The following is a 25,426-nucleotide window of genomic DNA, read 5'->3' as shown; positions in this document are numbered from 1 at the left end:
CTATACGCTTCGATCACTGGCCCTAGCCTGGGCCGCCGACCGCAGCGCAAGGGAGCTGGGCATGAACGACCTCATCACCGCGAACAGTAACGACACGCCCGCGGAGCGCTCGGACGCTGCCACCTACATGAAGCTGTTCCCCGATACCCGGGAACGTTGCGCACCAGCCTCGCCATGGGCGGACAATGAGCGGCCAGCCTACTTGGTCCATCTCAAGGGCCTGATAGAAGAACTGCAGATACAGGCAAAGGTCGCCGAGCCGGTAACCCTGCAGACTCGCCGCCCGGACCTGCTGCAACTCAAGCTGAACAACAGGAACATCCGTAAAAGCCTGGCGAAGATCGACATCGTGCTCGAGGTGCTCGAGCGGCATGCGGGGGTGGCGCGTAAGGACTTGCCAAGGGCTGTGGCCGAGGGCGTGTACAAGGGTAATGTTCCCTTCCACAACGCCTGGGAAGCGATCAAGGCCACGCTGGCCATGAAGCAGCTGCCCCTGTGGGACTTGCTGTACAGCGTGAACATGGGCATGCCCGCCTTCAGCTTCGATGCTGCAACGCTTAACGCCCAGCACAACGCCGCGCTGCTGAGCAGCGGTATCTCGCCGCAATTGCGGACCCTGCTGCTGCACCCCGCCAGCGCGGCGAAAGACTTCTACAAGACGCAGTTCCACATCCTCGCCACGGGCCCGAAAGGCAACCTCGATACCACCTACCAACTGACCCGGGCACTGGGCCTGACACGCAGGGAGCTGCGCCGTCTGCTGGCCGTGAGCGCCCTCGGCAAACATAACACCTCTGTGACCCGCAGCCCTTACGTCACCAGCCAAACGGTGGCTGAGGCTTCGAGCAAAGCCTACGGCGCAGCGTTCATCAACGCTGGAGGCGCCCCTCTGTATCTGTTGGACGCCGCCGAGACCGAGAAGGCCGATGCGCCATCGAGCGGTGCAAATAAAACCGCCAAGAAGACCATCACGATCGCTGGGATCAGCACCCAGCATATCGATCGCCTGCAACGCATCCTGCGCCTGCAGCGTGCACTTGGCCTGGCCTCCGACGAGGCCGATGCCCTGGTCATGGCGGCCTTGCACGCCGAAGGCCAACGCCCCGCCCAGTACCAGCTGACTACCAGCACCCTGCGCGCCCTGGGCCTGTTCCGCCATCTGCAACAGAAGTACCAGGTACAGCCGCTGCAGTTTGCAGCACTGCTGCACGAAATCCCCTGCCATGGCACCGAGCGTCAGCTGTCGTTCTACGACAGCGTGTTCGCGCCCCGGCACGATAGCGAAGGGCAAAAACTGACGGATGTGCTGGTGCTCGATGACCAGCCGTTCGACCCCAATGCCACCACGGGTGAGGATGCCTTGACCGTCAAGCGCCTGGGGTTGGCGCTGCGAGTCGACCCCCTCGTGCTGCGCGCCATCCTCGACACCGTCACGACCGAACAAGCGCTGGCCAAACCACAGCGCTCGCTTGCGGTGGTGTCGGCCTGCTACCGCCTGGCCACGCTCACGCAACTGTTCGGCACCTCGCAGCTGGAAGGCTGGATCGTCCTGAAGCTGTTGATGAAGCAGTCCCCGCTTTACCAGCAGCAACTGGCCGGCCGCCCGAGCCTAGGGGCACAGCCGCAACCCTTGCAGGACGACAAGGCGAGCATCGCCGACGCCGCCGTTGCCACGCAACCGCAAGCAGACATTGTCGATACCATCGCCGGGGTGATGGCAACGATGGAGTGGGTTGCCCAACAGCGCGTCAACGCCCTGGACATGGCAGTGCTCCTCCACGACGGGCCACTGGAAGAGCCTGGGTTAAAAACCCTGTTCGAACTGTACGCGTCCAAGAAGAAAGCAGCCTCTGGCAAACTCGACCTGCGCCAGGAACTGAGCACCGCGCTGGGCCTGCCAAGCAAGGACCACCTGCTGCCACTGCTGCAATGGGTCGCAGTCGATGAAGACGTATTGGTAAACCGCATCGATGCCATTCACCAAGAAGTGCAGAAGTCAAAAGGCAAACGCCAACCGCTCGAGTGTTTTACCGCAGACGACCGGGCGCAGTGGTTGACGTTGCAGCGCTACAGCCGCGCGGTCAGCCTGTTCGGCATCGGGCATGCCGCCCTTGACCAGATCATGCCGCACCACTTCAACCTCGGCGCCATCCCTCGCCCGCTCGACCTCACCACCCTGCACCAGCTTGGTCGCTACACAACACTGCTGGGCGGGCTGGCCACCGACAAGCACGAGCCGGACTTGTTGCGTTACCTCGAGCAGGTGCGAACCCCGCTCGACGCCCCAGGCGAGGCCAAGGCCTGGGCCGACCTGGAAGCACTGCTAGGGCACGACCAGGGTGGCCTGGCCAAGCTCGGCATCCCTCTGCCCACCACGCTGCACGCCTTGGCCCGGGTACTGCAACTGACACAGCTGGCGAGCCGGCAAGGCCTGTCGGTGGATGGCTTGCTGGTCATCGGCGCACTCACCGAGTCGACAGATGACAACGCCTTCGAACAGGCGGCCATCGCGCTGCGCCAGAGCTGCTCCAGCCAGCAATGCCAGGCGTTGGATGCCCAGCTCAAGCTGGCCTGGCGCGATGCATTGATGCAATGGATGCTGGTGCACTGGGCCGCCCCGCACAAGGACCTCAAACGGATCAAAAGCCCTGAAGCCCTGGCCGATTACCTGCTGATCGACCTGCAGGTCTCTCACGAACCGCTTACCACCCGGGTGCTCTCGGCGATCGCCAGCCTGCAGCGCTACCTGCAGCAGATCCACTCACGCCTGGAGGACGGCTATGGCGACAAGGCAATCCCCCAAGCCATGCGCGACGAGTGGGATAATTTTTCTTGCAGCTTCGAGCGCTGGAAACTGCGCAAGGACGCCCAAAACGAACCGCAGAATTTCATCGACCCCTCGCGCCGCACGCGCACGAGCAGCGCCTTCGCCGAGCTTGAAACCCAGCTGGCCCAAGGCAAGTGCACACCGGACGAAATCCAGACCGCCCTGCTCGGCTACCTGAGTACCTTCGAGCACGTCAGCAATATCCAGCCGCTTTCGGCGTACGCCAGCGGTATTGATCCTCTGAGCGATACCTACCACTTCATCGGCAAGAGCAATGTCGAGCCACCCCAGTACTACTGGCGCACGCTGGACATGAAACAACGCGACGCCGACAACGCACCGAGCATGCTGGCCTGGGGGGAGTGGGAGGAGATCACGCTGGCAATGAATGGCGAGATGGTCAAGGGGCCATTGCCGGTGGTCGAGGGTGTCAAGAAAGAAATTACGACTAAGAAGAACGACCCAGCAACTAAAGACAAAACCGCTGAGACCCTTGCACAGGAACTCTTGGAGAAGCAAAAAAACGAAGATGACCAACGTACGGAAGTAGACCTGATCCGACCGGTCATCATCGCCGGGCGCCGGTATGTGGTGTGGGTCGAGCGGGACACCGCGGCAATTCCCATGGGACCGGACAAAAAACCGAGCGAGTACCATGCGCTGCGGGTGAGCTTCGCCTTCCAGCAGATCGACGGGAACTGGAGCCCGGCCAATGTGTTGATGCTGCTGGATGGGCATGATGCGGCAGGACATTTTGATGAAAGTAAAGATAGCAAAGGCACTCTGAACAAATTCTTGAAGACCAAGAAGTTCCAGGCGGGTTTGATGGTGATGGTGAATCAACTGGGGGGACGCGAAAATGACCCGTGGTTGATGGTGATGTTGTTCGATGTGGAGAAGGTCAAGGACTCGAAGGGCGACGTCAATACCAGCACCTGGAAGCGTGACAACGAGTACTTCCTGATTGCCAAGGATCTCCTACTGCTCGACACCAAGACATTGGATGAGGCCAGTTCGAAAGACAATACCATTGAGAAAAGACTGGTAAAAAACTGGATAGCCCTTTTCCGTGATCCGCGCACGGTGCAGCATCCCTATATTGGGCCTCGTCAGATTGTAGAAGACCAAAAAGACGAGCCAACATGGGTATCGCTTTACGCTCTCAATTCATTACCCCCTCCCATTGATTACAACGTGGTTAAACCTAACAAAGATAACCTTATAGACAAAAAAGAGCACACAATTAGAACACCAATAACCTCTAAACCTTGTAGAGCCCATCAATTCCCAGAGACCACCCTATTCAATGGTAGCCTCGAGAGTATTGGCACACTGAAAGCTCCAGAACTTGTACTAGCAGCTGTTTTCCCCAGCACGAATGTCGATTACCACCTGATGCACAAAACCGAAATACTCATAACGAACACGCACGTCAAGAGAATTTCGATCACCGAAATTTACCCGGGACCATATCTTATCCGTCCCAACCAAATTGCCATCACTCTATTCGACAGCGCCTCTAACCCCTACAATAAGCCCGTAGCGAAAATCCACACTAACGCCTTTCTCAGAATCCACGACGAAGAAAACTTCAAACTAACATTCTTCGTAGAATACGAATCCAAAACACCTGAATACCTCCAAGTCGAATTTCAATCAAAGAACCTAACCCCAGCAGTTCCAACGCTTACAGCCACAGTATCACCAACAACTAAAACCCTAGCCACCCTCCAACAACCTTTATCTATCTCAGACTCAAACACTCTCAAAGAATACAGTCTAACAGACCTAGAATCTGCCTTAACCAGCCCCACTCACTTGCACAATCTAGGCAAAATAAAGCGCTCCATTTTGAGCGTCCGCTACACTTCAAACCCGGATTCAGAGGACCCGCCCAAAGATATTACGAAGCGCTCTACTGGCAGGACTTCGGTCCATGCGGCCATCACTCGCGCGCAGCACGCAGGCCAGCTCGATGCCGTTAGCACGTACATCGCAATGGAAAAGTCCGCCATCCTGGCTGAAGTAAACGCGCCCCTTGACCAGGCCCTGGTGCAGCTTCTGGACTCGCTCATTCGCCTTCGGCACTTTGAACCTGAGGCCTGTGTTCGCATCCTGCTCCGTTTCGGCCCCGAGCATCCACCCGTCTTCACCGATGAAGTCCCCCTCGATGGCCAGAGCACGATTGCTTTTCAGCTCCCCATCAGCCGTGATCGGGCCATCAAAAGCTATTCATTTGACTTTGAGCTCTACTATCTTGCTAGCCGTTGGAAAACGACCCTGATCTACAATCTGGTGGACGACGCCGACGATGCCGTGGACAGCGTACACATCAGGCGCAATGCCGAGCAGGCCCTCTACCTGGATTTGTCCGAAGTCAATCAAGCGGACCCCACAAACGCCCTATCGGTCAATTACCTGCGCCTGAACACCCTGTTCGGCAAGCGCCTGGTCGCTGAGGCCACGCAGTCGGTCATGCAGGTGTTGTCCTGGCCGACCCAGCACCTGCCCGAACCGCGCCTGGAACCTGGCGGCACCAGCAGTACCGTCGACTTCCGCGGTGCCAACGGCATGTATTTCTGGGAATTGTTCTTCCATGCCCCGCTGCTGATTGCCTGGCTGCTGCGGCAAAACCGCGACTACCGGGGTGCCTGGCAGTGGTGCACCGGCCACTTGTTCGACCCCTACCGTACCTGGAGAACAGACCAGGACACCCCGCAGTACTGGTTGAGCAAGCCGATCCGAGATGACCATGGCGCCTATCGAAAAATAGCGGAAACCGACGATCCCGACCTGATCGCCTATGCCGAGCCCGAGCGCTACCGCAAAGCGCTTCACCTGTTCGTGGTGGAAAACTGGCAACGCGAGGGTGACGAACTGTACCGCCAGCTCACCCTGGCCACGCTGGAGGCCGCCGCGCAATGCTACGACAAGGCCCTGCGACTGATCGGCCTGTTGCCCGAGCACCTGTCGAGCGCCCCGGCCGATGCGCCGACGCTGGCACAAGCCACCCCGGACCAGTTCACCCCGCCGCTGAACAACAAACTGGTCGAGCTGCGCAACCTGCTGCGCAACCGCCTGTTCAACCTGCGCCACGGCCTGAGCCTGGACGGCAAGCCCGTGCCGATCATGCTCGACCCCGACTTCCTGGAGCGCCTCGCCCAGGGGCACACCAGCGCCAGCGAGAGTCCGGTAGCCAGGCTCACGCCCCCGCAGGTGCCACCTTGCCGTTATGACGAGGCGCGCACATTCGCCCGGGAGGCCGTGGAACAGCTGATCGGCATGGGGCATACGCTGCTGGGCTATTACCAGGCCGAAGCCAACCAGCAGCTTGAATTGCTCAGCAAGTGCAACCTGATCAAACTGCTGGACTTCCCTTACCAGCTTCAGCAACAGGCGCTGGAGTTGGCCAAGCGCGAGCGTGAGACGTTACTCACCAGCAAAGCGATGGTGCAGCAACGTCTGGATTACTACCAGGAACTGAACGACGTCGGGGTTAAAAGCCTGGAGGAGTCTGCGCTCTCGTATTGGACCGCTTCATATGGCACCCGCATAGCCGCATCTCCGTTCTATGCCCTTACTTCCGCTATGTCTTTTCTACCCACTATCGGTGGAGCTGCAATAGGTGGTTGGTCACCTGAAGAGGCACCCGAGGCGGTCGCCAACCTCATCGAATCAGTCTCAGAACTACTGGAAACACAGGGTAACGTCTTCGACAAGAGTGCTGAATTCCAACTCCGTGCCAAACAATGGCAGTACGAAGCCAAGCAAGCCACCCTCGAACTCGCCGTCCTCGACAAACAACTGCGCGAAAGGGACGTGCAGCTCAAGGCCGCCAACATCGCCCTGCAAGAAGCCCACGCCACCCGCGCAGCCCACCAGGCCGAGTATGAGGTGATGACCTCGGTGTTCCCCAGCCGCACCACCTACCTGTGGCTGATCGGCCGGCTCTCGCAAATCTACGCCGCCGCCTATGATGCCACGCTGTCACTGTGCCTGATGGCCGAGTCTTGCCTGCAGTATGAGCTGGGTAATTTCAAGAGCACTTGGATCAAACCCGGCGCCTGGCTGGATAACTGGCGCGGTATGCTAGCCGGCGAAGCCCTGGCACGGGACCTGATGCTGATGGACTTGGCCGCCATTAGTGAGAACCATCGGCCACTGGATATTCACGCTGAGCTCTCCCTGGTGACGGACCTCGGCTTCAGCGGAAAGACACTTGAAGAAGCGCTGAAAAAAGATGAAATTCTTTTCGATCTGGCCCCCCGCCATTTCGACAAGCACTTCCCCGGCCATTATCTGCGCAGGATCGAGCGCATCTTTCTCACGTTCACATACAGGGGTAGCACTAAACCCTCTTCGCCCTCGGGCATGCTCTACCAGACCGCCAACAGGGTGTTGCTAAAGGATGATTCCGACGGCGCGACGTTCCTTTACGGTGTCGACGGTGGCGACCCCAATAACATAATGCTAAATCTGAACCCCGGCCAAAAGATTGCCATCTGGTCACCTAAACAAGAATTCACCAACTACGACCTGCAACCCTCAATTCCCGATAAGTCTCGCTACCAGCCATTCGAAGGGACCGGATTGCTTTCCAGCTGGAGGCTCGAATTTCCGCGTGGCGCAAAAAATAATTCCAGTTTGTTTGAGGGTGACACTTGTAAGCTCGATGATATTAAAGTGCATGTCATCTACTCAGCGCTGGACGGCTCGGCCGACTTTCGTAAGCATGTAAAAAAATTACTGCAGATAACCGGTGTTAACGTCGTCGACCCCCCCGCCCCGACTAAGAATCCATCTGGAGCGACTGGCAAGGCCGACAAGGCAGTTGCCCGCGCCAAGAAGGCCGAACAGGCGGCTATCGCAGCCCAGCTCGCCGCCGAAGCCGCTGCCGCTACCCCGGCGTTGAATGCCTCAGTGGCAGCGGGCGAGAAGCTCAAAGCGACGCAGGCAGTCACTGATGCGAAGAACGCTGCTAACGCAGCCACAATAGCCAGAGAAAGAACCGAGGAAGCGGCTGCCTCTGGCAAGGTGAACGAAGCCAATACCGAAGCCACCAAAGCAGAAACGGCGAGAGACGACGCACTCAAAGCAGCCGCTGACGCAGTCGCTGCAAGCCTGGCTGCGCAGGGTCTTGAAATCCAGCGCCGAGCTAGCGCCTTGGCCAAGGCCAGGATGGCCGATCAGGAGGCTGCTGCGTCGAGTCAGGCCGCGCAGGACGACGCCAACGCCGATGCACTCAAAGCCACCGAAGCTGCAGATCAACTGGCGACGGCCAATACAGCGGCAACCGAAGCCAAAACTGCAGCCAGCAAAGCCAAGGCTGCCAGAGAAAAAGCCGACAACGCAACAACAGCGGATGACGCAGAAAAAGCGGCGGAGGAAGCCAAAAGCGCGGCCGACGAGGCGAAAGCCGCAGCGAAAAAAGCCGCCGACGCCCGCAAGGAAGCCGAAGACGCTTACAGGCTTAAAAAAGATCAAGAGGCTGAACTGATCACTAAGAAAATTGCGTACCTGGAAAAAAACATGAACAAGGAAATCAAAATCACCCGATGGACAGGGAACGGCAACGAATATTACGACCGTGGCATTCTGATCAGTATCGACAAAAAAAATAATACGTTCACATTAAAAAGCGAGGTCTATCAAACAAGCTACACATTCCCCATAACAGACGCGCCCCTTGACTGAGAACCTGTAATGCTTACAGCCCCCGGACCGTAAACAGGTTATGCATTTCAACCCACACAAGGACACCACAATGAGCACAACAGAAAACACAACGCCTGAGACATTCCAAGCGTTCTTGGAAGAGTATCTAGACTATAAATACGCCATCGACGAGACAACATCGCTCTTTGACATTAATGGAGATGGAAGTAAATGGGCCAAGGCCCTGGCGAGAGGGTTCAACGGGCTCAACATTTCCCATAGCGAACTGTCCGAACTTGAGACCGTTGGTAAATTGCTGAATAAGATAAACGGGACTGAATAGCCCCCGTGCACCAGGCTGCGTACACACTGAGTGGTTTCTCAGTGTGTACGCAGCCTGGTGCACGGAGGGTCAACGTCGACTCATGCTCGCATTAGCTGTTATGAACAAGAACGGTGCTTTGAATCAACAGGTCCTGTTGATTTCCGAAACGCTGATCTCTCGCATCCTGAACTTCTGCACCTTCCCGGTAACGGTCATCGGAAACTCGTCAACAAAGCGGATATGCCGCGGCACCTTGTAGTGCGCGATGCGTGCCTTGCACCAGCCCTGCAGCTCATCGACCGTGACGCTGTGCCCGGGGTGCAGTTTGATCCAGGCCACGATTTCTTCGCCATAACGGTTGCACGGGATGCCGATCACCTGGGCATCCGCGATTGCCGGGTGGGTATAGAAAAACTCCTCCAGCTCGCGCGGATAGATGTTCTCGCCGCCGCGGATGATCATGTCCTTGTTGCGCCCGACAATGCGCACATACCCCTGTTCGTCCATGACCGCCAAGTCGCCCGAATGCATCCAGCCGGCTGGGTCGATGGCATCCGTCGTGGCCTGTGGGTTGTCCCAATACCCGAGCATCACGCTGTAGCCCCGCGTGCACAGTTCGCCGATTTCGCCCCTGGCAACCATGCAGCCGTCGGCGTCCACCAGCTTGTTTTCCAGCTGCGGCTGGGTGCGCCCGACCGTGGTCACGCGCAGCTCAAGCTCGTCGTCCGGGCCGGTTTGCAAGGACACCGGGCTGGTTTCGGTCATGCCATAGGCAATTTGCACTTCGGCCATGTGCATCTGATCGATAACCCGGCGCATCACTTCGATCGGGCAGGTAGCGCCGGCCATGATGCCGCTGCGCAGGCTCGAGAGGTCCATGGCCTGGCGGACCGGATGGTCGAGCATGGCGATGAACATGGTGGGCACGCCATACAGGATGCTGGCGCGTTCTTCGGCCACGGCGCGCAGGGTGAGCTCGGCGTCGAAGGCGTCGTTGGGGTAGATCATAGTGCTGCCGTGGGTGATGCAGCCGAGGTTGGCCATGACCATGCCGAAGCAGTGGTACAGCGGCACCGGGATCACCATGCGGTCGGCCGAGGTCAGGCCCAGGCTTTCGCCGACCATCAAGCCATTGTTGAGGATGTTGTAGTGGCTGAGCGTGGCGCCCTTGGGCGCGCCGGTGGTGCCGGAGGTGTACTGGATGTTCACCGGTTGGTCGAACTGCAGGCTTTGCTGGCGGGCCGTGAAGGCCTCGATCGTGGTCTGCCCTGCCCGCTCGGCCAGCGCCTGCCACGGCAAGAAGCCCTGCGGCGGCTGGGCAGCCAGGCTGATCACCCCGCGCAGCTCGGGCAGGCCTTCACTGGCCAATTCACCGGGGGCAACGCTGGCCAGCTCCGGCACCAGGCCCTGGACCATGGCGTGGTAATCCGACGTCTTGAAGGCATCGGCGCACACCAGCCAGCGGCAGCCGGACTGGCGCAGCACGTATTCCAGCTCGCCGACGCGATACGCCGGGTTGATGTTGACCAGGATCGCGCCAACCTTGGCGCTGGCCAGTTGCAGGATGCACCACTGGGCGCAGTTGGGCGACCAGATGCCCACGCGGTCGCCGGTGTTCACGCCCAGGGCCATCAAGGCGCGGGCGTGCACATCGACCTGTTCGGCCAACTGCCGCCAGCTGTAGCGCAGGCCCTGGTGGCGCGCCACCAACGCTTCGCCATCGGCGCAGCGGGCCACGGTGGCATCGAAGGCCTGGCCGATGGTCTGGGTCAACAAGGGCCGGTCCTGGCGACCGCGGGTATAGCTCGGTTGACTCATGGGTGTCCCTTCTTGTGGTTGTTCTGGGCACGACTGAAGCAAGCGGGAGATACTCTGGCGCAGATTTACGTTTACGTAAAGGTGATGAGGCGATTGACAGTAATGGCATGCAGGTTTACGTTAACGTAAAGGTTATAGCGACATCGCATCTATCGACCTAAGCCCGCTCCCACAGGGGACGATGAAAAGTCCATGAGCTACGGTGTTACCCAAATTCAAGAACAAGAAGGTGCCCCCGCATGCATTACCCCTCCCTGAACTTCGCCCTGGGCGAAACCATCGACATGCTCCGCGACCAGGTCAGCACCTTCGTCGCCGCCGAACTGGCGCCGCGCGCCGCGCAGATCGACCACGACAACCTGTTCCCCGCCGATATGTGGCGCAAGTTCGGTGACATGGGCCTGCTGGGCATCACCGTATCGGAAGAGTACGGCGGCGCCGGCCTGGGCTACCTGGCCCACGTGGTGTCGATGGAAGAAATCAGCCGCGCCTCGGCCTCGGTCGCCCTGTCCTACGGCGCCCACTCCAACCTATGCGTCAACCAGATCAACCGCAACGGCACCCATGAGCAAAAGCTCAAGTACCTGCCCAAGCTGATCAGCGGCGAGCACATCGGCGCCCTGGCCATGAGCGAACCTAACGCCGGCTCCGACGTGGTGTCGATGAAGCTGCGCGCCGAAAAACGCGGCGACCGCTACGTGCTCAACGGCAGCAAGACCTGGATCACCAACGGCCCCGACGCCAACACCTATGTAATCTATGCCAAGACCGACCTGGACAAGGGCGCGCACGGCATCACCGCGTTCATCGTTGAACGCGACTGGAAAGGCTTCAGCCGCAGCAACAAGTTCGACAAGCTGGGCATGCGTGGCTCCAACACCTGCGAGCTGTTCTTCGATGACGTCGAAGTACCGGAAGAAAACATCCTCGGCCAACTCAACGGCGGCGTGCGCGTGCTGATGAGCGGCCTGGACTACGAACGCGTGGTGCTGTCCGGCGGCCCGACCGGCATCATGCAAAGCTGCATGGACCTGGTGGTGCCCTACATCCATGACCGCAAGCAGTTTGGCCAAAGCATCGGCGAGTTCCAGCTGATCCAAGGCAAGATCGCCGACATGTACACCCAGCTCAACGCCAGCCGCGCCTACCTGTACGCCGTGGCCCAGGCCTGCGACCGCGGCGAGACCACCCGCAAGGACGCCGCCGGGGTCATCCTGTACACCGCCGAACGCGCCACGCAAATGGCCCTGGAAGCGATCCAGATTCTGGGCGGCAACGGCTACATCAACGAGTTCCCGGCGGGCCGCCTGCTGCGCGACGCCAAACTGTACGAAATCGGCGCTGGCACCAGCGAAATCCGCCGGATGTTGATCGGCCGCGAATTGTTCAACGAAACCCGCTGAGCACAAGGGACGGGCGCACATGGCTACCTTGCATACCCAGATCAACCCGCGATCGGCGGAATTCGCCGGCAACAGCGCGGCCATGCTCGAACAGGTTCAGGCCCTGCGTGGCTTGCTCGCGCACATCGCGCAGGGCGGCGGCCCCAAGGCCCAGGATAGGCACACCTCACGCGGCAAACTGCTGCCACGTGAACGCATCGACCGCCTGCTGGACGCAGGCTCCCCCTTCCTCGAAATCGGCCAGCTGGCGGCCCACGAGGTGTATGGCGAAGACGTGCCGGCCGCCGGCGTGATTGCTGGCATTGGCCGGGTAGAAGGCGTGGAGTGCATGATCGTGGCCAACGACGCCACGGTCAAAGGCGGCTCGTACTACCCGCTGACCGTCAAAAAGCACCTGCGCGCGCAGACCATCGCCTTGCAGAACCGCCTGCCGTGCATCTACCTGGTGGACTCCGGCGGCGCCAACCTTCCCCGCCAGGATGAAGTGTTCCCCGACCGCGAGCACTTCGGGCGCATTTTCTTCAACCAGGCCAACATGAGCGCGCTGGGTATCCCGCAGCTCGCCGTGGTCATGGGCTCGTGCACCGCCGGTGGCGCCTATGTGCCCGCCATGGCCGACGAAGCGATCATGGTGCGCCAGCAGGCCACCATCTTCCTGGCTGGCCCGCCGCTGGTGAAGGCCGCGACCGGTGAAGTGGTGAGTGCCGAAGATCTCGGCGGCGCTGACGTGCACTGCCGCATCAGCGGCGTGGCCGACCACTACGCCGACAATGACGAACACGCCCTGGCCCTGGCCCGGCGCAGCGTGGCCAACCTCAACTGGCACAAACTGGGCAAACTGCAGTGCCAGGCGCCCATCGCCCCGCTGTACGCCGCCGATGAGCTGTACGGCGTGGTGCCGGCCGACGCCAAGCAACCGTTCGATGTGCGCGAGGTCATCGCCCGCCTGGTCGATGGCTCGGTGTTCGACGAGTTCAAGGCACTGTTCGGCACCACCTTGGTGTGCGGCTTCGCCCACCTGCACGGCTACCCGATCGCGATCCTGGCCAACAACGGCATCCTGTTTGCCGAAGCCGCGCAAAAAGGCGCGCACTTCATCGAACTGGCCTGCCAGCGCGGCATCCCGCTGCTGTTCCTGCAGAACATCACCGGCTTCATGGTCGGCAAAAAGTACGAAGAAGGCGGCATCGCCAAGCACGGCGCCAAATTGGTAACCGCAGTGGCCTGTGCCCAGGTGCCAAAGTTCACCGTGATCATCGGCGGCAGCTTCGGTGCCGGCAACTATGGCATGTGCGGCCGCGCTTACGACCCCCGCTTCCTGTGGATGTGGCCCAACGCACGCATTGGCGTGATGGGTGCCGAACAAGCCGCTGGCGTGCTGGCCCAGGTCAAGCGCGAACAAAGCGAGCGCAGCGGCCAGCCGTTCAGCGCCGAAGACGAAGCCAAGCTCAAGCAGCCGATCCTCGACCAGTACGAACACCAGGGCCACCCTTACTACTCCAGCGCCCGGCTGTGGGACGACGGCGTTATTGACCCGGCGCAAACCCGCGACGTGCTCGGCCTGGCGTTGTCTGCCGCGCTGAACGCCCCGATCGAACAGAGCCGCTTCGGCATTTTCCGGATGTGACCCATGAGCGATTTCAGCACCCTAGAAGTGGTCAAGGACCCTCGCGGCTTCGCCACCCTGTGGCTCAGCCGCGAAGACAAGAACAACGCTTTCAACGCACAGATGATCCGCGAACTGATCGTCGCCCTCGGCCAGATCGCCGAAGACAGCAGCCTGCGTTTTCTGCTGCTGCGTGGCCGTGGCCGGCACTTCAGCGCCGGCGCCGACCTGGCCTGGATGCAGCAGTCTGCGCAATTGGACTTCAACACCAACCTCGATGACGCCCACGAGCTCGGCGAGCTGATGTACGCCCTGCACCGGCTCAAGGCGCCGACCCTGGCCGTGGTGCAAGGCGCGGCCTTTGGCGGCGCCCTGGGCCTGATCAGTTGCTGCGACATGGCCATCGGCGCCGAAGACGCCCAACTGTGCCTGTCGGAAGTGCGCATCGGCCTGGCCCCGGCCGTGATCAGCCCATTCGTGGTCAAGGCCATCGGTGAACGCGCTACCCGCCGCTACGCCCTCACCGCCGAGCGCTTCAGCGGCGTGCGTGCCCGTGAACTGGGCCTGCTGGCCGAGGTGTACCCCGCCCACGAGCTGGATGCCCACGTCGAGGCCTGGGTCGCCAACCTGCTGCTAAACAGCCCGCAAGCCCTGCGCGCCAGCAAAGACCTGCTGCGCGAGGTCGACGATGGCGAGCTGAGCCCTGCCCTGCGCCGCTACTGCGAAAACACCATCGCCCGCATCCGCGTCAGCGCCGAAGGCCAGGAGGGCCTGCGCGCCTTCCTCGAAAAGCGCCGCCCTGCCTGGCAAACCGACGACAACAAGGAGCCGCGCCCATGAGCCGCACCCCGTTGACCACCCTGCTGGTCGCCAACCGCGGTGAAATCGCCTGCCGGGTGATGCGCACCGCCAAGGCCATGGGCCTGACCACCGTCGCCGTGCACAGCGCCACCGACCGTGACGCCCGGCACAGCCGCGAAGCCGATATCCGCGTCGACCTCGGCGGCACCAAGGCCGCCGAAAGCTACCTGCAGGTCGACAAACTGCTGGCCGCCGCCAAAGCCAGCGGCGCGCAGGCCATCCACCCGGGCTATGGCTTTCTTTCAGAAAACGCAGGCTTTGCCCGCGCCATCGAACACGCCGGGCTGATCTTCCTCGGCCCACCGGCCAGCGCCATCGACGCGATGGGCAGTAAGTCAGCGGCCAAAGCACTGATGGAAGCTGCCGGCGTGCCCCTGGTACCGGGCTACCATGGCGAAGCTCAAGACCTGGAAACCTTCCGCGCCGCCGCCGAGCGCATCGGCTACCCGGTACTGCTGAAGGCCAGCGCCGGGGGCGGTGGCAAGGGCATGAAAGTGGTCGAGGACGAAAGCCAACTGGCCGACGCCCTGGCCTCGGCGCAGCGCGAGGCGCAATCGTCGTTCGGCGATGCCCGCATGCTGGTTGAAAAGTACGTACTCAAGCCCCGTCACGTAGAAATCCAGGTGTTCGCCGACCAGCACGGCAACTGCCTGTACCTCAACGAACGTGACTGCTCGATCCAGCGCCGCCACCAGAAGGTGGTTGAAGAAGCCCCCGCACCCGGCCTGTCGCCCGAGCTACGCCGGGCCATGGGCGAGGCCGCGGTGCGCGCCGCCCAGGCCATCGGCTATGTGGGTGCAGGTACGGTGGAATTCCTGCTCGATGCCCGTGGCGAGTTCTTCTTCATGGAGATGAACACCCGCCTGCAGGTCGAGCACCCGGTCACCGAAGCCATCACCGGCCTCGACCTGGTGGCCTGGCAGATCCGCGTCGCCTGTGGCGAGGCGTTGCCAATCACGCAGGACCAGGTACCGCTGATTGGCCACGCCATCGAGGTGCGCCTGTATGCCGAGGACCCGGCCAACGAATTTCTGCCGGCCACTGGCACGCTGACGCTGTACCGCGAGTCGGCGCCGGGCGAAGGGCGCCGGGTCGACAGCGGAGTAAGCGAGGGGGACGTGGTGTCGCCGTTCTACGACCCCATGCTGGGCAAGCTGATTGCCTGGGGTGAAGACCGTGAGCAGGCACGCCTGCGCCTGCTGGCGATGCTCGATGAGTTTGCCATCGGCGGGCTGAAGACCAACATCGCCTTCCTGCGGCGCATCCTCGCGCACCCAGCGTTTGCCGACGCCGAGCTCGACACCGGGTTTATCCCACGTCACCAGGACGTTCTGCTGCCCGCCCCCCAAGCGCTGCCAGCGCCCTTCTGGGAAGCCGCCGCAGAAGCCTGGCTGCAAGGCCAGGCCGGCCAGCAACGGGACGACGACAACCGCTCGCCGTGGGCTGAACGCAATGGCCTGCGCCTGGGCTTGCCCGCGCGCAGCAGCCTGCACCTGACCAGCGCCGGGCAAGACCAGGCGGTGGCACTGGAACGTAGCGCGGCATCCACCTGGCAACTCAACGGCGAGCAACTGGTGCACGACCAGGCGGGCGTGCGCCGCCAGCACCTGGCGATACGCCGCGGAGGCACGTTGTACCTGCGCTGGGACGGTGAAATGCATGCCATCGAAGCCTTCGACCCCATTGCCGAGGCCGAGGCCAGCCACAGCCACCAAGGCGGCCTGGGCGCGCCCATGAACGGCAGCATCGTGCGGGTATTGGTCGAGCCAGGCCAAGTGGTAGAAGCCGGCACAGCGCTGGTGGTACTGGAGGCCATGAAGATGGAGCACAGCATTCGTGCGCCGCATGCCGGCACGGTGAAGGCGCTGTTCTGCCAGGAAGGGGATATGGTGAGCGAAGGGACCGTGCTGGTCGAACTGGTGGAGTAAGTTAACCGGAGCCGGCAAGCCGGCCCCCACAGGGATGACGCGGGCTTTCAGAGCAACGCCAAACTTGTGGGAGCTGGCTTGCCGGCGATTGGCACGCGCAGGCTGGGTTCTCTCTAGAAAGTGCCATGCACCCGCACAACCACCCCCAAAAACTCACAGCCGTCTTCGCACAACAGCGTTGGATAATTGCTGTTCAATGCCTTCAGATACCGCTGCCCACCCTCCTCAGCCAGCTCACGGAAAATCGCCGGTTTGCCCGGCTGTCGAGCGATAACCAAACGCCCCGGCTCCACCTCCACCCCAGGGTCCACCAGCATCCGCATCCCCTGCGGCACACTGCGGCCACTGGCGGCGCTCATCGCTTCATTCTCAACGGTCAGCCAGAACGCCTTGCCCTTGGCCAGGTAGTCCGTCTGCTCGAATACGCTCGCCTCTGCCCCCTCTAGCTCATCCCAGCCCAGCACCGGGTAGCGGAAGCACACGATGTATTGCATGAGGTCCAGGTCATCGTCGGTGTCATCCATGTCATAGCTGCCGCGGTCCTCGCCTACCTGGCCCACAATGCGCAGTTGCAAGCTGACGTTGTAGTGGGGCATGCCAATCTCGACGAACGTGCGGTTCATCGACTCGATCTTCGGCTGGCGCCGTTTGTTCACCCAATGCCCCACGCTGCCTTGAGACACGCCAACGCGTTCGGCTAGCTGTTCTTGGGTGAGCCCAAGCTCCTCCATCCGGTCACGGACGAGGGCAATCCATTTATCCATATTCATCGCTGGCACGATACGGACTGCCTTCAAGCGCTCAATAAACATCCTGTATTATTTATCAGAAAGCATGAAAATACTTAAGGTATTAGTATCGACCTGAACCTTTTCCCTATTGGCATTTGCAGGTATCAGGATGAAACCACCGAAAAACGAAGAAACAGATCTCGACAGCGAAGCGGCCCGCCGCGCCCTCGACTACTACCTCAACCCCAACCCGCCACGCCCCACCATCGAGAACAAAATCTGGACCCTGCACGAAGGCGTAACCGGTGACCAAGCCCAGGAGCACGCCATTGCCCTGCTCCGCTGCGCCGCCGCCACCGCACAAGAAACCGCCGTGCACCAGCACGGCACGCAGCGCGAACTGACCTTCGCCTTGATGCACATGATGGACATGGCACGCGCACTGCTGGAGCACAAACGCACCGTGCAGACGGGTCTGTAGGTAAAAAGGAAGGGAGAGACGTGATGGCCGTGTAACGGCAATGGCCCCGATTGCCGGGACAAGGAAGCGCATCGGTAAAACTTTTTTACCGAATTAGCGAAATATCATTTGACTGGCAAATGATAACGATTATTATTGCACTCAGCTGATCGCGAGATCTGCTGGATAACCTGGAGCTTAGGTCGCTCTCAGATTATCTCCTCATCAGGCTAATCACGGTTTTTGACCCGGCTTTTTGCCGGGTCTTTTTTTTGGCTCTTCAGGCTAATGAAGATCGTGAATGGCCGGCATGATAGCAAAAGTGTGTCAGACCGTGAACGCTCATTACAAAACTTTGCGGAATCAGCACTTGAGAATCAATCTCGTTTCCACTACGCTGATTACGCATCAAGGAAGATGCCCCCATCCCTCCCCCTTTGAGCAAGGAGCTGTCCATGACCCGTCTGCTGCTGCCCCTTGAGCACGAATCCCCTACTACAGAGCACGATGCCGACAATGAACTGTTGCACGGCTTGAAACGGCTGCCTCGGCGTGTTCAGCAAGTGTTCCTGCTCAACCGCCTCGACCAACTGGACTTTGCCAGCATTGCTGCCCGGCTCGATTTGCCCTTGGCGAGCATCGAGCGGCATATGGACCAGGCATTGCAAGCAGGCCGCTCCCGCCGCGATGTGTTGGCGAGTGTTGCCGGGCAATGGTATGTGCGGTTGCAGAGCCCCCAGGTGACCGCCTGCGAGCGAATCGACTTTCGCCGTTGGCTGGATGCGGACCAGGCTAACTTGCAGGCGTTTCACGATACAGAGCTGCGCTGGCGCAGCCTGCTGGCCCCAGCACGGCAGCTGGGCCATGACGGTTGGTACCGACAAGGCCGGGCGGCGCTGTCGCTGGGTGGGTGTTCGATTGCGGTTGGGCTGGGTGTGGCGGCGTTGGTGCTGTTTGGCTTTTGGGCCTGATGACGCTAAGACATTCGCATACATTGGCTCGTGCTAACTCAGGCTACGAAGCAGCACGACACTGAGTAAAATCAGGCCCAGCAATTGCCCGAGGAATACCGAGCGCTGGACACCAAATAGCCTTGCGTTCAGGCCGACCAGAAAGTCTGTAGCGCCCCAGCACAGGGCCGCTACTACACCCATCAATATATCCAAGATCAATTCCTTTTTAGTTCTTATTGTCGAATTGCCTCTCGCTCCGTAAAGCGTGGGCTAGCACTACAGGACCGGAGGTACTTCGGCCACTCCCCCCCTTGACGCTGACTGCTCAAGCAAACCTCGCGGTAACGTGAAACCTTTGAAGGGCTGCTGGGTAATGGGGTTGAATGCTTTTTCGGCGTTCAGGCGATAACGCATAACGCCGTCTCCCGTTCTAAAGCTCAAGTCCACACTGGTGGCTGTACGGCCATTTAGCGAACCTCGGCTGAGCAGGCGGAACATCGACCAAGGGCCGCGATACTCCAAACTACTGCTATTGCCGTTCTGCCGGAGCAAGGTGAGGTTGCTGCGCACTTGCTGCCCCAATGTATTGGGCCAGACGACGCCAACAATCTGGGTGGGCCCATGCGTGTAGGAAATCAGCTGGCCATCCAGATCCAGCAAGCTGGTGCGCTGGTTCGCACTCAGTCCCAAGGGTTCGATACTGAACTGCACGCTCAGGTTGCCGCGCTGATCGAAGAAGGTTTCGCGAATGCGATCCGCCAGTTCCAACTGCTCGATCACATCGCTGCGGATTAAGGACTGGCCCTGCCGACTGGCCTGCAAGGCTTCGAGATTGTCCTTGAGGAAGACTTTGAGGTATTGGTCATGAAACTGCTGCAGGCGCCCTTTCGGCCCGAAGAACGCCTCAAAGTCATCCAAAGAAGCATCGGGCGCTCGCACCACGAAGGGGTAACGCCCTGCCAAGCGCTGCTGGAAGAAGCTGTATACCTCGGCATCCCAACGTCGTTCCAGCTCACGGAGCGCTTCGACGTTCAGCACTCGCGCTGTCTGGTCCGCAACTTTCTTGACCTGTAGATTGATCGGTTCCGGCAAACCGGTAGCGACCCGCTGCAGCGTGCCAATCGGGTCGTGCCCGGTCATGGAGAAACGTTGAAGCACGGCGTGCAACGCGGCCTTGCCGCGCTCAGGGCTGTCCTGCACGGCCTTGGCGTAATCATGAACAGCGGCAATGGCAGCGACCGTTTCATCGTAGTAGCTCGGCTTTTCTCCCGTTGCCTGCAGCATGGCATTCAGGCCAGCGAACGCACGCTGGATGGCCACGGCTTGTAGCTGCTCGGGCTTGCTGTTGGTAGGCCGCAGGCCAGTTGTCTCGTCGGGCACCTCGATAGCCACCGAAGAAGACAGCGAAGTATTGTCTTTCACTGTTTCCAGCAATCTGTGCAGCGGCGCCGCAGGACCGGTCAGTTGCTCCAGAATGTCGACACCATGGTCTAGATCACTGAAGTCAGCGACTGAAAAGGCATTCAAGGCACGTCGCCAGCTGTCGATGTAATCCGCGCTGTAGAGGTTACGTACGCGCTCGCTCAATGCCTTGCGGTCGGCGTCTGAATAGTCGAGTTGAGCGCGCTCACCCAATGCCCACTGATCGATCATCGCCATCTCGGCGAAGCGCTGGCTACGGGGCTCAAAATAGTCCCTATACCCTTTGGCCGTCAGCATGGGAGCAAGCCGGACGCCATCATCTCCCAGCTTCGACCCGGAAGAAGATGTGTAAACGATATCGAAGGCTGGCCCTACCTGGTGACGCAAGTCCAAGCCGGCGTGCAACTGTTCTTGGGCCTGCTGCTTGAGGCTTGCGTACACGCGCTGTGGCATAGGCACTTTACGTAATATCTGCTGCACTTCGCTGACGCGCTGCTTGTATTGCGGCAGGTCGGTATCGGCATAGGCCAAGGCGTACTTCAGATGCTGCATGAGGTCGCGCTGCAATTGTCCCTGCCCTGGGAAGGCCTGTTGCCACTGCTGGGCCATCCAGTCTTCCACCCACTCGGGTCGGCGACTCTGGCGGTCCTCGATCATGCGGTAAACCCTAAGCGAAGCCATCTGCTGTTCACTGCCGGGCGGTGCCGCATTCATGGCTTCAATCACGCCGCTGGCCAACGCCGGCAAGAAACGCCTGGAGAGCAGGCTCAAGTAAGCTTCGTCGACCCGAGGCCCGATGGCGCGCCCTTGATACAGGCCGAAATCAGCCACACCCGGCCAGGCGGCGCGATAGTCACCGAATACCGATACTGCATCACGGATTTGATCCAGTGGTTGCAGCAGGTTACGCCCTGTCGGGTCCAGGCGCTGGTCCACTTCGTGGTTGCTGAATTCTCGACTTTTTGCAAGCACGCTGGCTGCTTTGGCACCATTGACATCGAAGTAGCGCTGCCAACTGGCAATGGCAATACACAAAGCAAGCACACCTACACCAGAGCCCACCCAGAGCAATCGCCGCTTGCTACGCGCCACTCTGACGTTATCCCCAGCAAGCCCGGCTTCCTGGTAGATGACACGACCGAAAGCCTGTTGGATGAAGTAGACCAACGCTTTGCCGTGCGGCTTGCCTTCGCGCAGTGGGGGCTTGGTTTTGAATGGCTGCGCCGCCTCACGCACGAATGCATTGAGCATGTCGCCTTGCTGCTCGACCGACGACCAATACACCCCACGCACCAGGGTAGGCGTGGTGAAACGATCACTTGCCAAGGTCTCACGCAAGAAGCCCAGTAAAATCGGGCGCAATCCCACCAACTGGGCATGCAGCGAAAACAAGCGCGATCGATGCGGTGCGCTGCCCAGCCCATCAATCTGGTCCACGACCTGCTCGAACAACAGCCTGATCAAGCGATCATAGAAGTGGCTGTACTCCTCCAACCAAGCGTCGTAAGAGTCGACTGCATCCAGCTTGAACGTAAAGCCCAGCAGGTTCTCTCGCTTAGCCGCTGAGAGCTTGCTGTAAAGCGCGTCAAAGCCATCGAGCAGATCGAACTTGGATAACACCACATACAAGGGCAGGCGCGAACCCAGCTGACTGCTGACTTCATACAGCCGTGTACGCAATACATGAGCCAGTGCGACACGTTGCTCGGGCGTACCCTGCAACAGCGCAGGCAGATCAATAACCAGCAACAGGCCATTGAGTGCCCGCTGGCTGCGATTGCGCAGCAACCAACTCAGCAGGTGGTGCCACAACCTGGCCGGGGTTCCGGGAGGTATGGAAGGTTCAGACTCATTGGCGTTCCCGGGCACCGTGCCAGCCGAAGACGCTTGGCTGATGAAAGCACCGGGCGGGTCGATGATTACCGCGTCATTACTAACCCACCAGCCGACCGGGTATGCGAGAGGTTGCGCTTGTCGGCCACGTGCCTGGGCCTTGTCGATGCGGGTCAAGGAAAAACTTTGGTCAGTGCGATCAATGAAGCTGGTTTTGCCAGCCTGTTCGTCACCCAGCACCAGATACCATGGCAATCGGTACAACGCCCTTCGCCCACCCGCGTTGTCGAGGTAACGCGAAAGCGCCTGGTTCAACGCCTTCTCTTGTGTGCGAACCAACGGCAACACACGATCCAGTTCGGCGGCCACTGCATCCTTGTGCTCCGCTTGCAGGCGCTGAAAGCGCGTGCGCAACACAATAAGCCAGCACAGCAATGGCATCAGTACGAGCACCAGACTGGCCACACTGCGGTGCGCCACGCTGGCGAGGGGTTGGTGCTCTCGCCACGTCCATTGCGGGCCGAGCCACCAAATGGCGATCAGCATCAGTACAGCACCGAGCCCAAGCAACAGCGGCATCGCCAAGCCGATGCGCGAAATCAACGGTATGCCCCATCGTTTGAGTTGTTTCCATAGTGGGTTCATGAGGGCTCCTAAACCTTGTTCTGATCAGCTAACGCTGGAGAGGTGGCGTACTGCAGGAGCCGCTGGAATACCTCAGGCTCCCAGGCATCGGCGGTCGTTCGCTGCATCGTCTGGGCAACACCGGCGCATAGGTCCTGGGCTAACCAGGACACGCCGCGTGCGGCCAACAAGTCGGCGGCAATTATTGTGGTGTGGCAGCGCTCACGCGGCGTACGGAGCTCCGCTTGCAGGCTTTGCAAGCGGAGGAGGACTGGCTCTACACCTGCCGTGTCCAGCTGACTCACCAGTTCTTCGCGCAGGCTGCTGAACTCAGCGGTGCATGCTCCATGGTCGCCCTGCCCTTGCGCCCCCTTGAGCCAGGCCAGGCAGGCGTCATCGACGAACACTGTGCCGTCGCTGAAGCACAACTGCTGCAGTGCTGGCATGCGCTGCACAAAACGCGCAGTCGCGCAGCGAATAGCCTCCGCGACCTCGCCCATCGCCAGCCGCGTGGCGACGGTTGCGGCTAAAAAACTGCCTCGAATCCAGTAAGGGCAGGCTGCGACACTTTTTTCGATACGCTGGAGTAACGCGGGGTCAATTGCCGTTCCGGCGATGGCATCGTCATAGCTTCCGGAAATATCCACCGGCACCGCCATCAACTCCGTGCGGTTACCTTGCCTCGCTTGAGGCGCCGCTTGAATGTGCGCCCACAAGCCAAAGCGACGTAGTTGGTAGCCGGTAGGGTCATAGGGATCCTGTTGGTTGATGAACTCGGCCATGCTCAACACGGCTCGCCGTGTCTCGCGCTCATTGCCAATGGATACACGGGGGATGGGTGCGGCCATGACATCGGCCAAAGGCACAGGCTTGATGTTTGCGGCAGGCGCCTGGGGCGCTGCGACTTCGCTGACACCCGCGCCAAGTTCTGCATGCTTGCGCAGAAGGCGCTCAAGTTCATGGATGACGGCCGTGTCCAGTTGCGCAACGGCCTGCTGCTGTTGCAAGCGTGTTAAAGCATGCTGTGCTGCAGTTGCATGAGTCGGGGTATAGGTGAAGCGGTCAAGGCGCGGCAACGCATCAGTCAAGCGATTGAGGACCAGGCCAACCAGCTTACGCTTGCCAAGGAAACCCTTGGGCCCTGGCTTGGGATGTGAAGATTCCCAATAGGATTCGACCATGCCGGCTAACAACGCCAGGGTGAACCCCCAACGCTCCCAGCAGCCGCTGCGCAGCCACGCGACACTCAAGTGCGCGACGATCCGCAGGTGCTTGCACTGCTGGCCCAAATACTGCCGGGATGCCTCTTCGATGTAGGTCCAGTCGATTGAAGACGCCTGCAAACCACCCAGTTTGACCATCTCCTGGTCAATGGCCTGGTAGGTTTCATCCTCGATGTCGAACAGCCCGGCCGGAACCGCTGGCTCAATCGGCATGAGCAGCCGAGTGACTTCATCCCCTGATACCCGCACTACCACCGGCATGTGCTCCGCGCCTGACGGATCAGCGGGTCTAGACCTTGGGCATCGAAGGTCAGCCCATCGACCTCGCTGTGGTTGCTCGTCACTTCTATTCGATGGGCCCCAATCAACTTTTTGATCTGCTCGATGGCAGGGAGGCCTCGTCCCGCATCGAGCACTTGCCCGTTTTCCATCACCTTCCAGGGGGTCTCATTCGTAGAACCGCCGTCCCCTCTCAGACGCACCGTGACCCAGCCCGTATTGATGTGTTTATGGGTGATCAACTGGAGCCGGGAGATGTTCTGGATGCAGCTGATGACCAGGTAAGAACGTTGGTCACCTGATGCAATAGCGGGTGCGGAAATGACCAGTTCAGTAACGTCACTGCCCTCGCTTCGTTCCCCGCTGCGAAACGTCAGGTCATCCGCCCTGCGTGCGGCCTCGTTGGCCATCACGCGCAACACACTGGGCGCCTCGTGCTCAGGGGCGGACCATGGCTTTTGGGTTGTATGCGCGGGTGTTCCAGCCGCCTGATCGAAACACGCCAGACGCTCGATGTTAGACACGATCCCAGGACAGTTCTGGGCATGACTGGCCAACGCTGGCTGCAAACAAAACAGTAGCCAAACACCAGCGCCATATGCGCTGCGAATAATCATTAAATACTCACTCTTTGCCAAACAACACGAACACCCATATGCGTCAATGAGTAAATTTTCCTACAACACTACTCCATTAACTCCTCGCCACCCCACATCACCAAGAAGTGCTCCGCCACGAGCCTAGTACACACAATCAATTGCACACAAATAAATATTTACTTACATTTTTCAACTCGACCAAAAGTCCTTGTCACATGCATGGTTTTTATAGCGAAGGGAAACTAACCACCTCAATCAGCGACATGTAGGAAATTTCCCAAAACTCATAAAGAAGAATAACCACCACGTTTAAAATTCAATAAAAAACCTACCACGCAACACCAAAATCCACACCATGGAGTTATGGATTGATGTCTAAGAACATTGGCTCCGTTGCGCCAAAAGAGCGCATCAACATCAAGTACGTCCCTGCCACCGGCGATGAGCAGGCCGAAATAGAGCTGCCACACAAGATGTTGGTACTGGGAGATTTCGGTTTGGAGGACAGCCGCGCACTGGAAGACCGCCCGGTCATGCGCATCGATAAACACAGTTTCAACAACGTGTTGCATGACGCTGATGTGAGCTTGGCCATGTCCGTGCCTTCCATGCTCAGCGCAACTCCAGACGCCGAGCTCGCTGTAAACCTGCAGTTCAAGTCCATCAACGATTTCGGGCCAGACCAGATCGCCCAGCAGGTACCGGAGCTGAACAAGCTTCTGGAGCTGCGTGAAGCGCTGGTCGCCCTTAAAGGCCCACTCGGCAACGTGCCGACATTTCGCAAGCAGCTGCAACACCTGTTGAACAACGAGCAGGCCCGCAAGCAGCTCGCCGAAGAACTGGACCTGGTGCTTGAGGCGCCAAAAGAAGATTGAGACC

At 59.9% G+C, this 25,426-nt stretch carries 15 protein-coding genes; 9 read left to right on the top strand and 6 right to left on the bottom strand.

Going from position 1 to position 25,426, the window contains the following annotated elements; genetic code table 11:
• Positions 1-61: 61 nt before the first annotated feature.
• Together HU764_RS07275 and HU764_RS07270 are read left to right on the top strand one after the other, a co-directional pair.
• Positions 62-8,521, top strand: coding sequence for a Tc toxin subunit A-related protein (locus tag HU764_RS07275; protein WP_186703729.1), 8,460 nt, complete (start codon positions 62-64; stop codon positions 8,519-8,521).
• 70 nt (positions 8,522-8,591) lie between these two features.
• Positions 8,592-8,825: a hypothetical protein gene (locus HU764_RS07270; RefSeq protein ID WP_186703728.1), complete on the top strand. Its 234-nt coding sequence runs from the start codon at positions 8,592-8,594 to the stop codon at positions 8,823-8,825.
• 123 nt (positions 8,826-8,948) lie between these two features.
• Here HU764_RS07270 and HU764_RS07265 read toward each other — a convergent pair whose 3' ends face one another.
• Entirely contained in the window at positions 8,949-10,625 is a 1,677-nt protein-coding gene (locus HU764_RS07265; protein WP_186703727.1) for an AMP-binding protein, read from the bottom strand.
• 239 nt (positions 10,626-10,864) lie between these two features.
• On the opposite strand from HU764_RS07265, the gene HU764_RS07260 reads away from it, so the two are divergent.
• From HU764_RS07260 to HU764_RS07245, 4 genes are read left to right on the top strand one after another with little or no spacing between them, the layout of a single operon-like run.
• The gene (locus HU764_RS07260) at positions 10,865-12,028 is read left to right on the top strand and encodes an isovaleryl-CoA dehydrogenase (protein ID WP_027592784.1); all 1,164 of its coding nucleotides are present in this window, start codon (positions 10,865-10,867) and stop codon (positions 12,026-12,028) included.
• Between the two features lie 19 nt (positions 12,029-12,047).
• The gene (locus HU764_RS07255; RefSeq protein WP_186703726.1) at positions 12,048-13,655 is read left to right on the top strand and encodes a carboxyl transferase domain-containing protein; all 1,608 of its coding nucleotides are present in this window, start codon (positions 12,048-12,050) and stop codon (positions 13,653-13,655) included.
• A gap of 3 nt (positions 13,656-13,658) precedes the next feature.
• Positions 13,659-14,474, top strand: coding sequence for a gamma-carboxygeranoyl-CoA hydratase (locus tag HU764_RS07250; protein WP_099454772.1), 816 nt, complete (start codon positions 13,659-13,661; stop codon positions 14,472-14,474).
• Positions 14,471-16,423, top strand: a complete 1,953-nt coding sequence (locus HU764_RS07245; protein WP_186703725.1) for an acetyl/propionyl/methylcrotonyl-CoA carboxylase subunit alpha — start codon at positions 14,471-14,473, stop codon at positions 16,421-16,423. Before HU764_RS07250 ends, HU764_RS07245 begins: the two co-directional genes overlap by 4 nt.
• Before the next feature lie 113 nt (positions 16,424-16,536).
• On the opposite strand, the gene HU764_RS07240 is transcribed toward HU764_RS07245, so the two are convergent.
• Complete coding sequence (locus HU764_RS07240) at positions 16,537-17,235, bottom strand: LexA family transcriptional regulator (protein ID WP_186680845.1); 699 nt, start codon at positions 17,233-17,235, stop codon at positions 16,537-16,539.
• 88 nt (positions 17,236-17,323) lie between these two features.
• Between HU764_RS07240 and HU764_RS07235 the strand changes: the two genes are divergently transcribed.
• Both HU764_RS07235 and HU764_RS07230 read left to right on the top strand, forming a co-directional pair.
• Complete coding sequence (locus tag HU764_RS07235) at positions 17,324-17,635, top strand: DUF6124 family protein (protein WP_027592789.1); 312 nt, start codon at positions 17,324-17,326, stop codon at positions 17,633-17,635.
• Positions 17,636-18,069: 434 nt separating this feature from the next.
• Positions 18,070-18,585: a DUF4880 domain-containing protein gene (locus HU764_RS07230; RefSeq protein WP_186680843.1), complete on the top strand. Its 516-nt coding sequence runs from the start codon at positions 18,070-18,072 to the stop codon at positions 18,583-18,585.
• Between the two features lie 33 nt (positions 18,586-18,618).
• On the opposite strand, the gene HU764_RS07225 is transcribed toward HU764_RS07230, so the two are convergent.
• The 4 genes from HU764_RS07225 to vasI all read right to left on the bottom strand — a co-directional run bounded on the left by HU764_RS07225 (position 18,619) and on the right by vasI (position 24,565).
• Positions 18,619-18,780 (bottom strand): hypothetical protein, encoded by a 162-nt coding sequence (locus HU764_RS07225; RefSeq protein WP_186703724.1) that lies wholly within the window; start codon positions 18,778-18,780, stop codon positions 18,619-18,621.
• 63 nt (positions 18,781-18,843) lie between these two features.
• Positions 18,844-22,467, bottom strand: coding sequence for a type VI secretion system membrane subunit TssM (tssM, locus tag HU764_RS07220; protein WP_186703723.1), 3,624 nt, complete (start codon positions 22,465-22,467; stop codon positions 18,844-18,846).
• A gap of 8 nt (positions 22,468-22,475) precedes the next feature.
• Entirely contained in the window at positions 22,476-23,930 is a 1,455-nt protein-coding gene (gene tssA / locus HU764_RS07215) for a type VI secretion system protein TssA (protein ID WP_186703722.1), read from the bottom strand.
• Positions 23,918-24,565: a type VI secretion system-associated protein VasI gene (gene vasI / locus HU764_RS07210; RefSeq protein WP_186680836.1), complete on the bottom strand. Its 648-nt coding sequence runs from the start codon at positions 24,563-24,565 to the stop codon at positions 23,918-23,920. The genes tssA and vasI overlap by 13 nt, the downstream gene beginning before the upstream one ends.
• Positions 24,566-24,918: 353 nt before the next feature.
• On the opposite strand from vasI, the gene tssB reads away from it, so the two are divergent.
• Positions 24,919-25,422, top strand: a complete 504-nt coding sequence (gene tssB, locus HU764_RS07205; protein WP_186680833.1) for a type VI secretion system contractile sheath small subunit — start codon at positions 24,919-24,921, stop codon at positions 25,420-25,422.
• Positions 25,423-25,426 lie beyond the last annotated feature (4 nt).

This window comes from Pseudomonas kermanshahensis (assembly GCF_014269205.2).
GTDB classification, from domain to species: Bacteria; Pseudomonadota; Gammaproteobacteria; order Pseudomonadales; family Pseudomonadaceae; genus Aquipseudomonas; species Aquipseudomonas kermanshahensis.
Note: the sequence above shows the minus strand (reverse complement) of the source record. Positions and strands in the feature narration are given on the sequence as shown.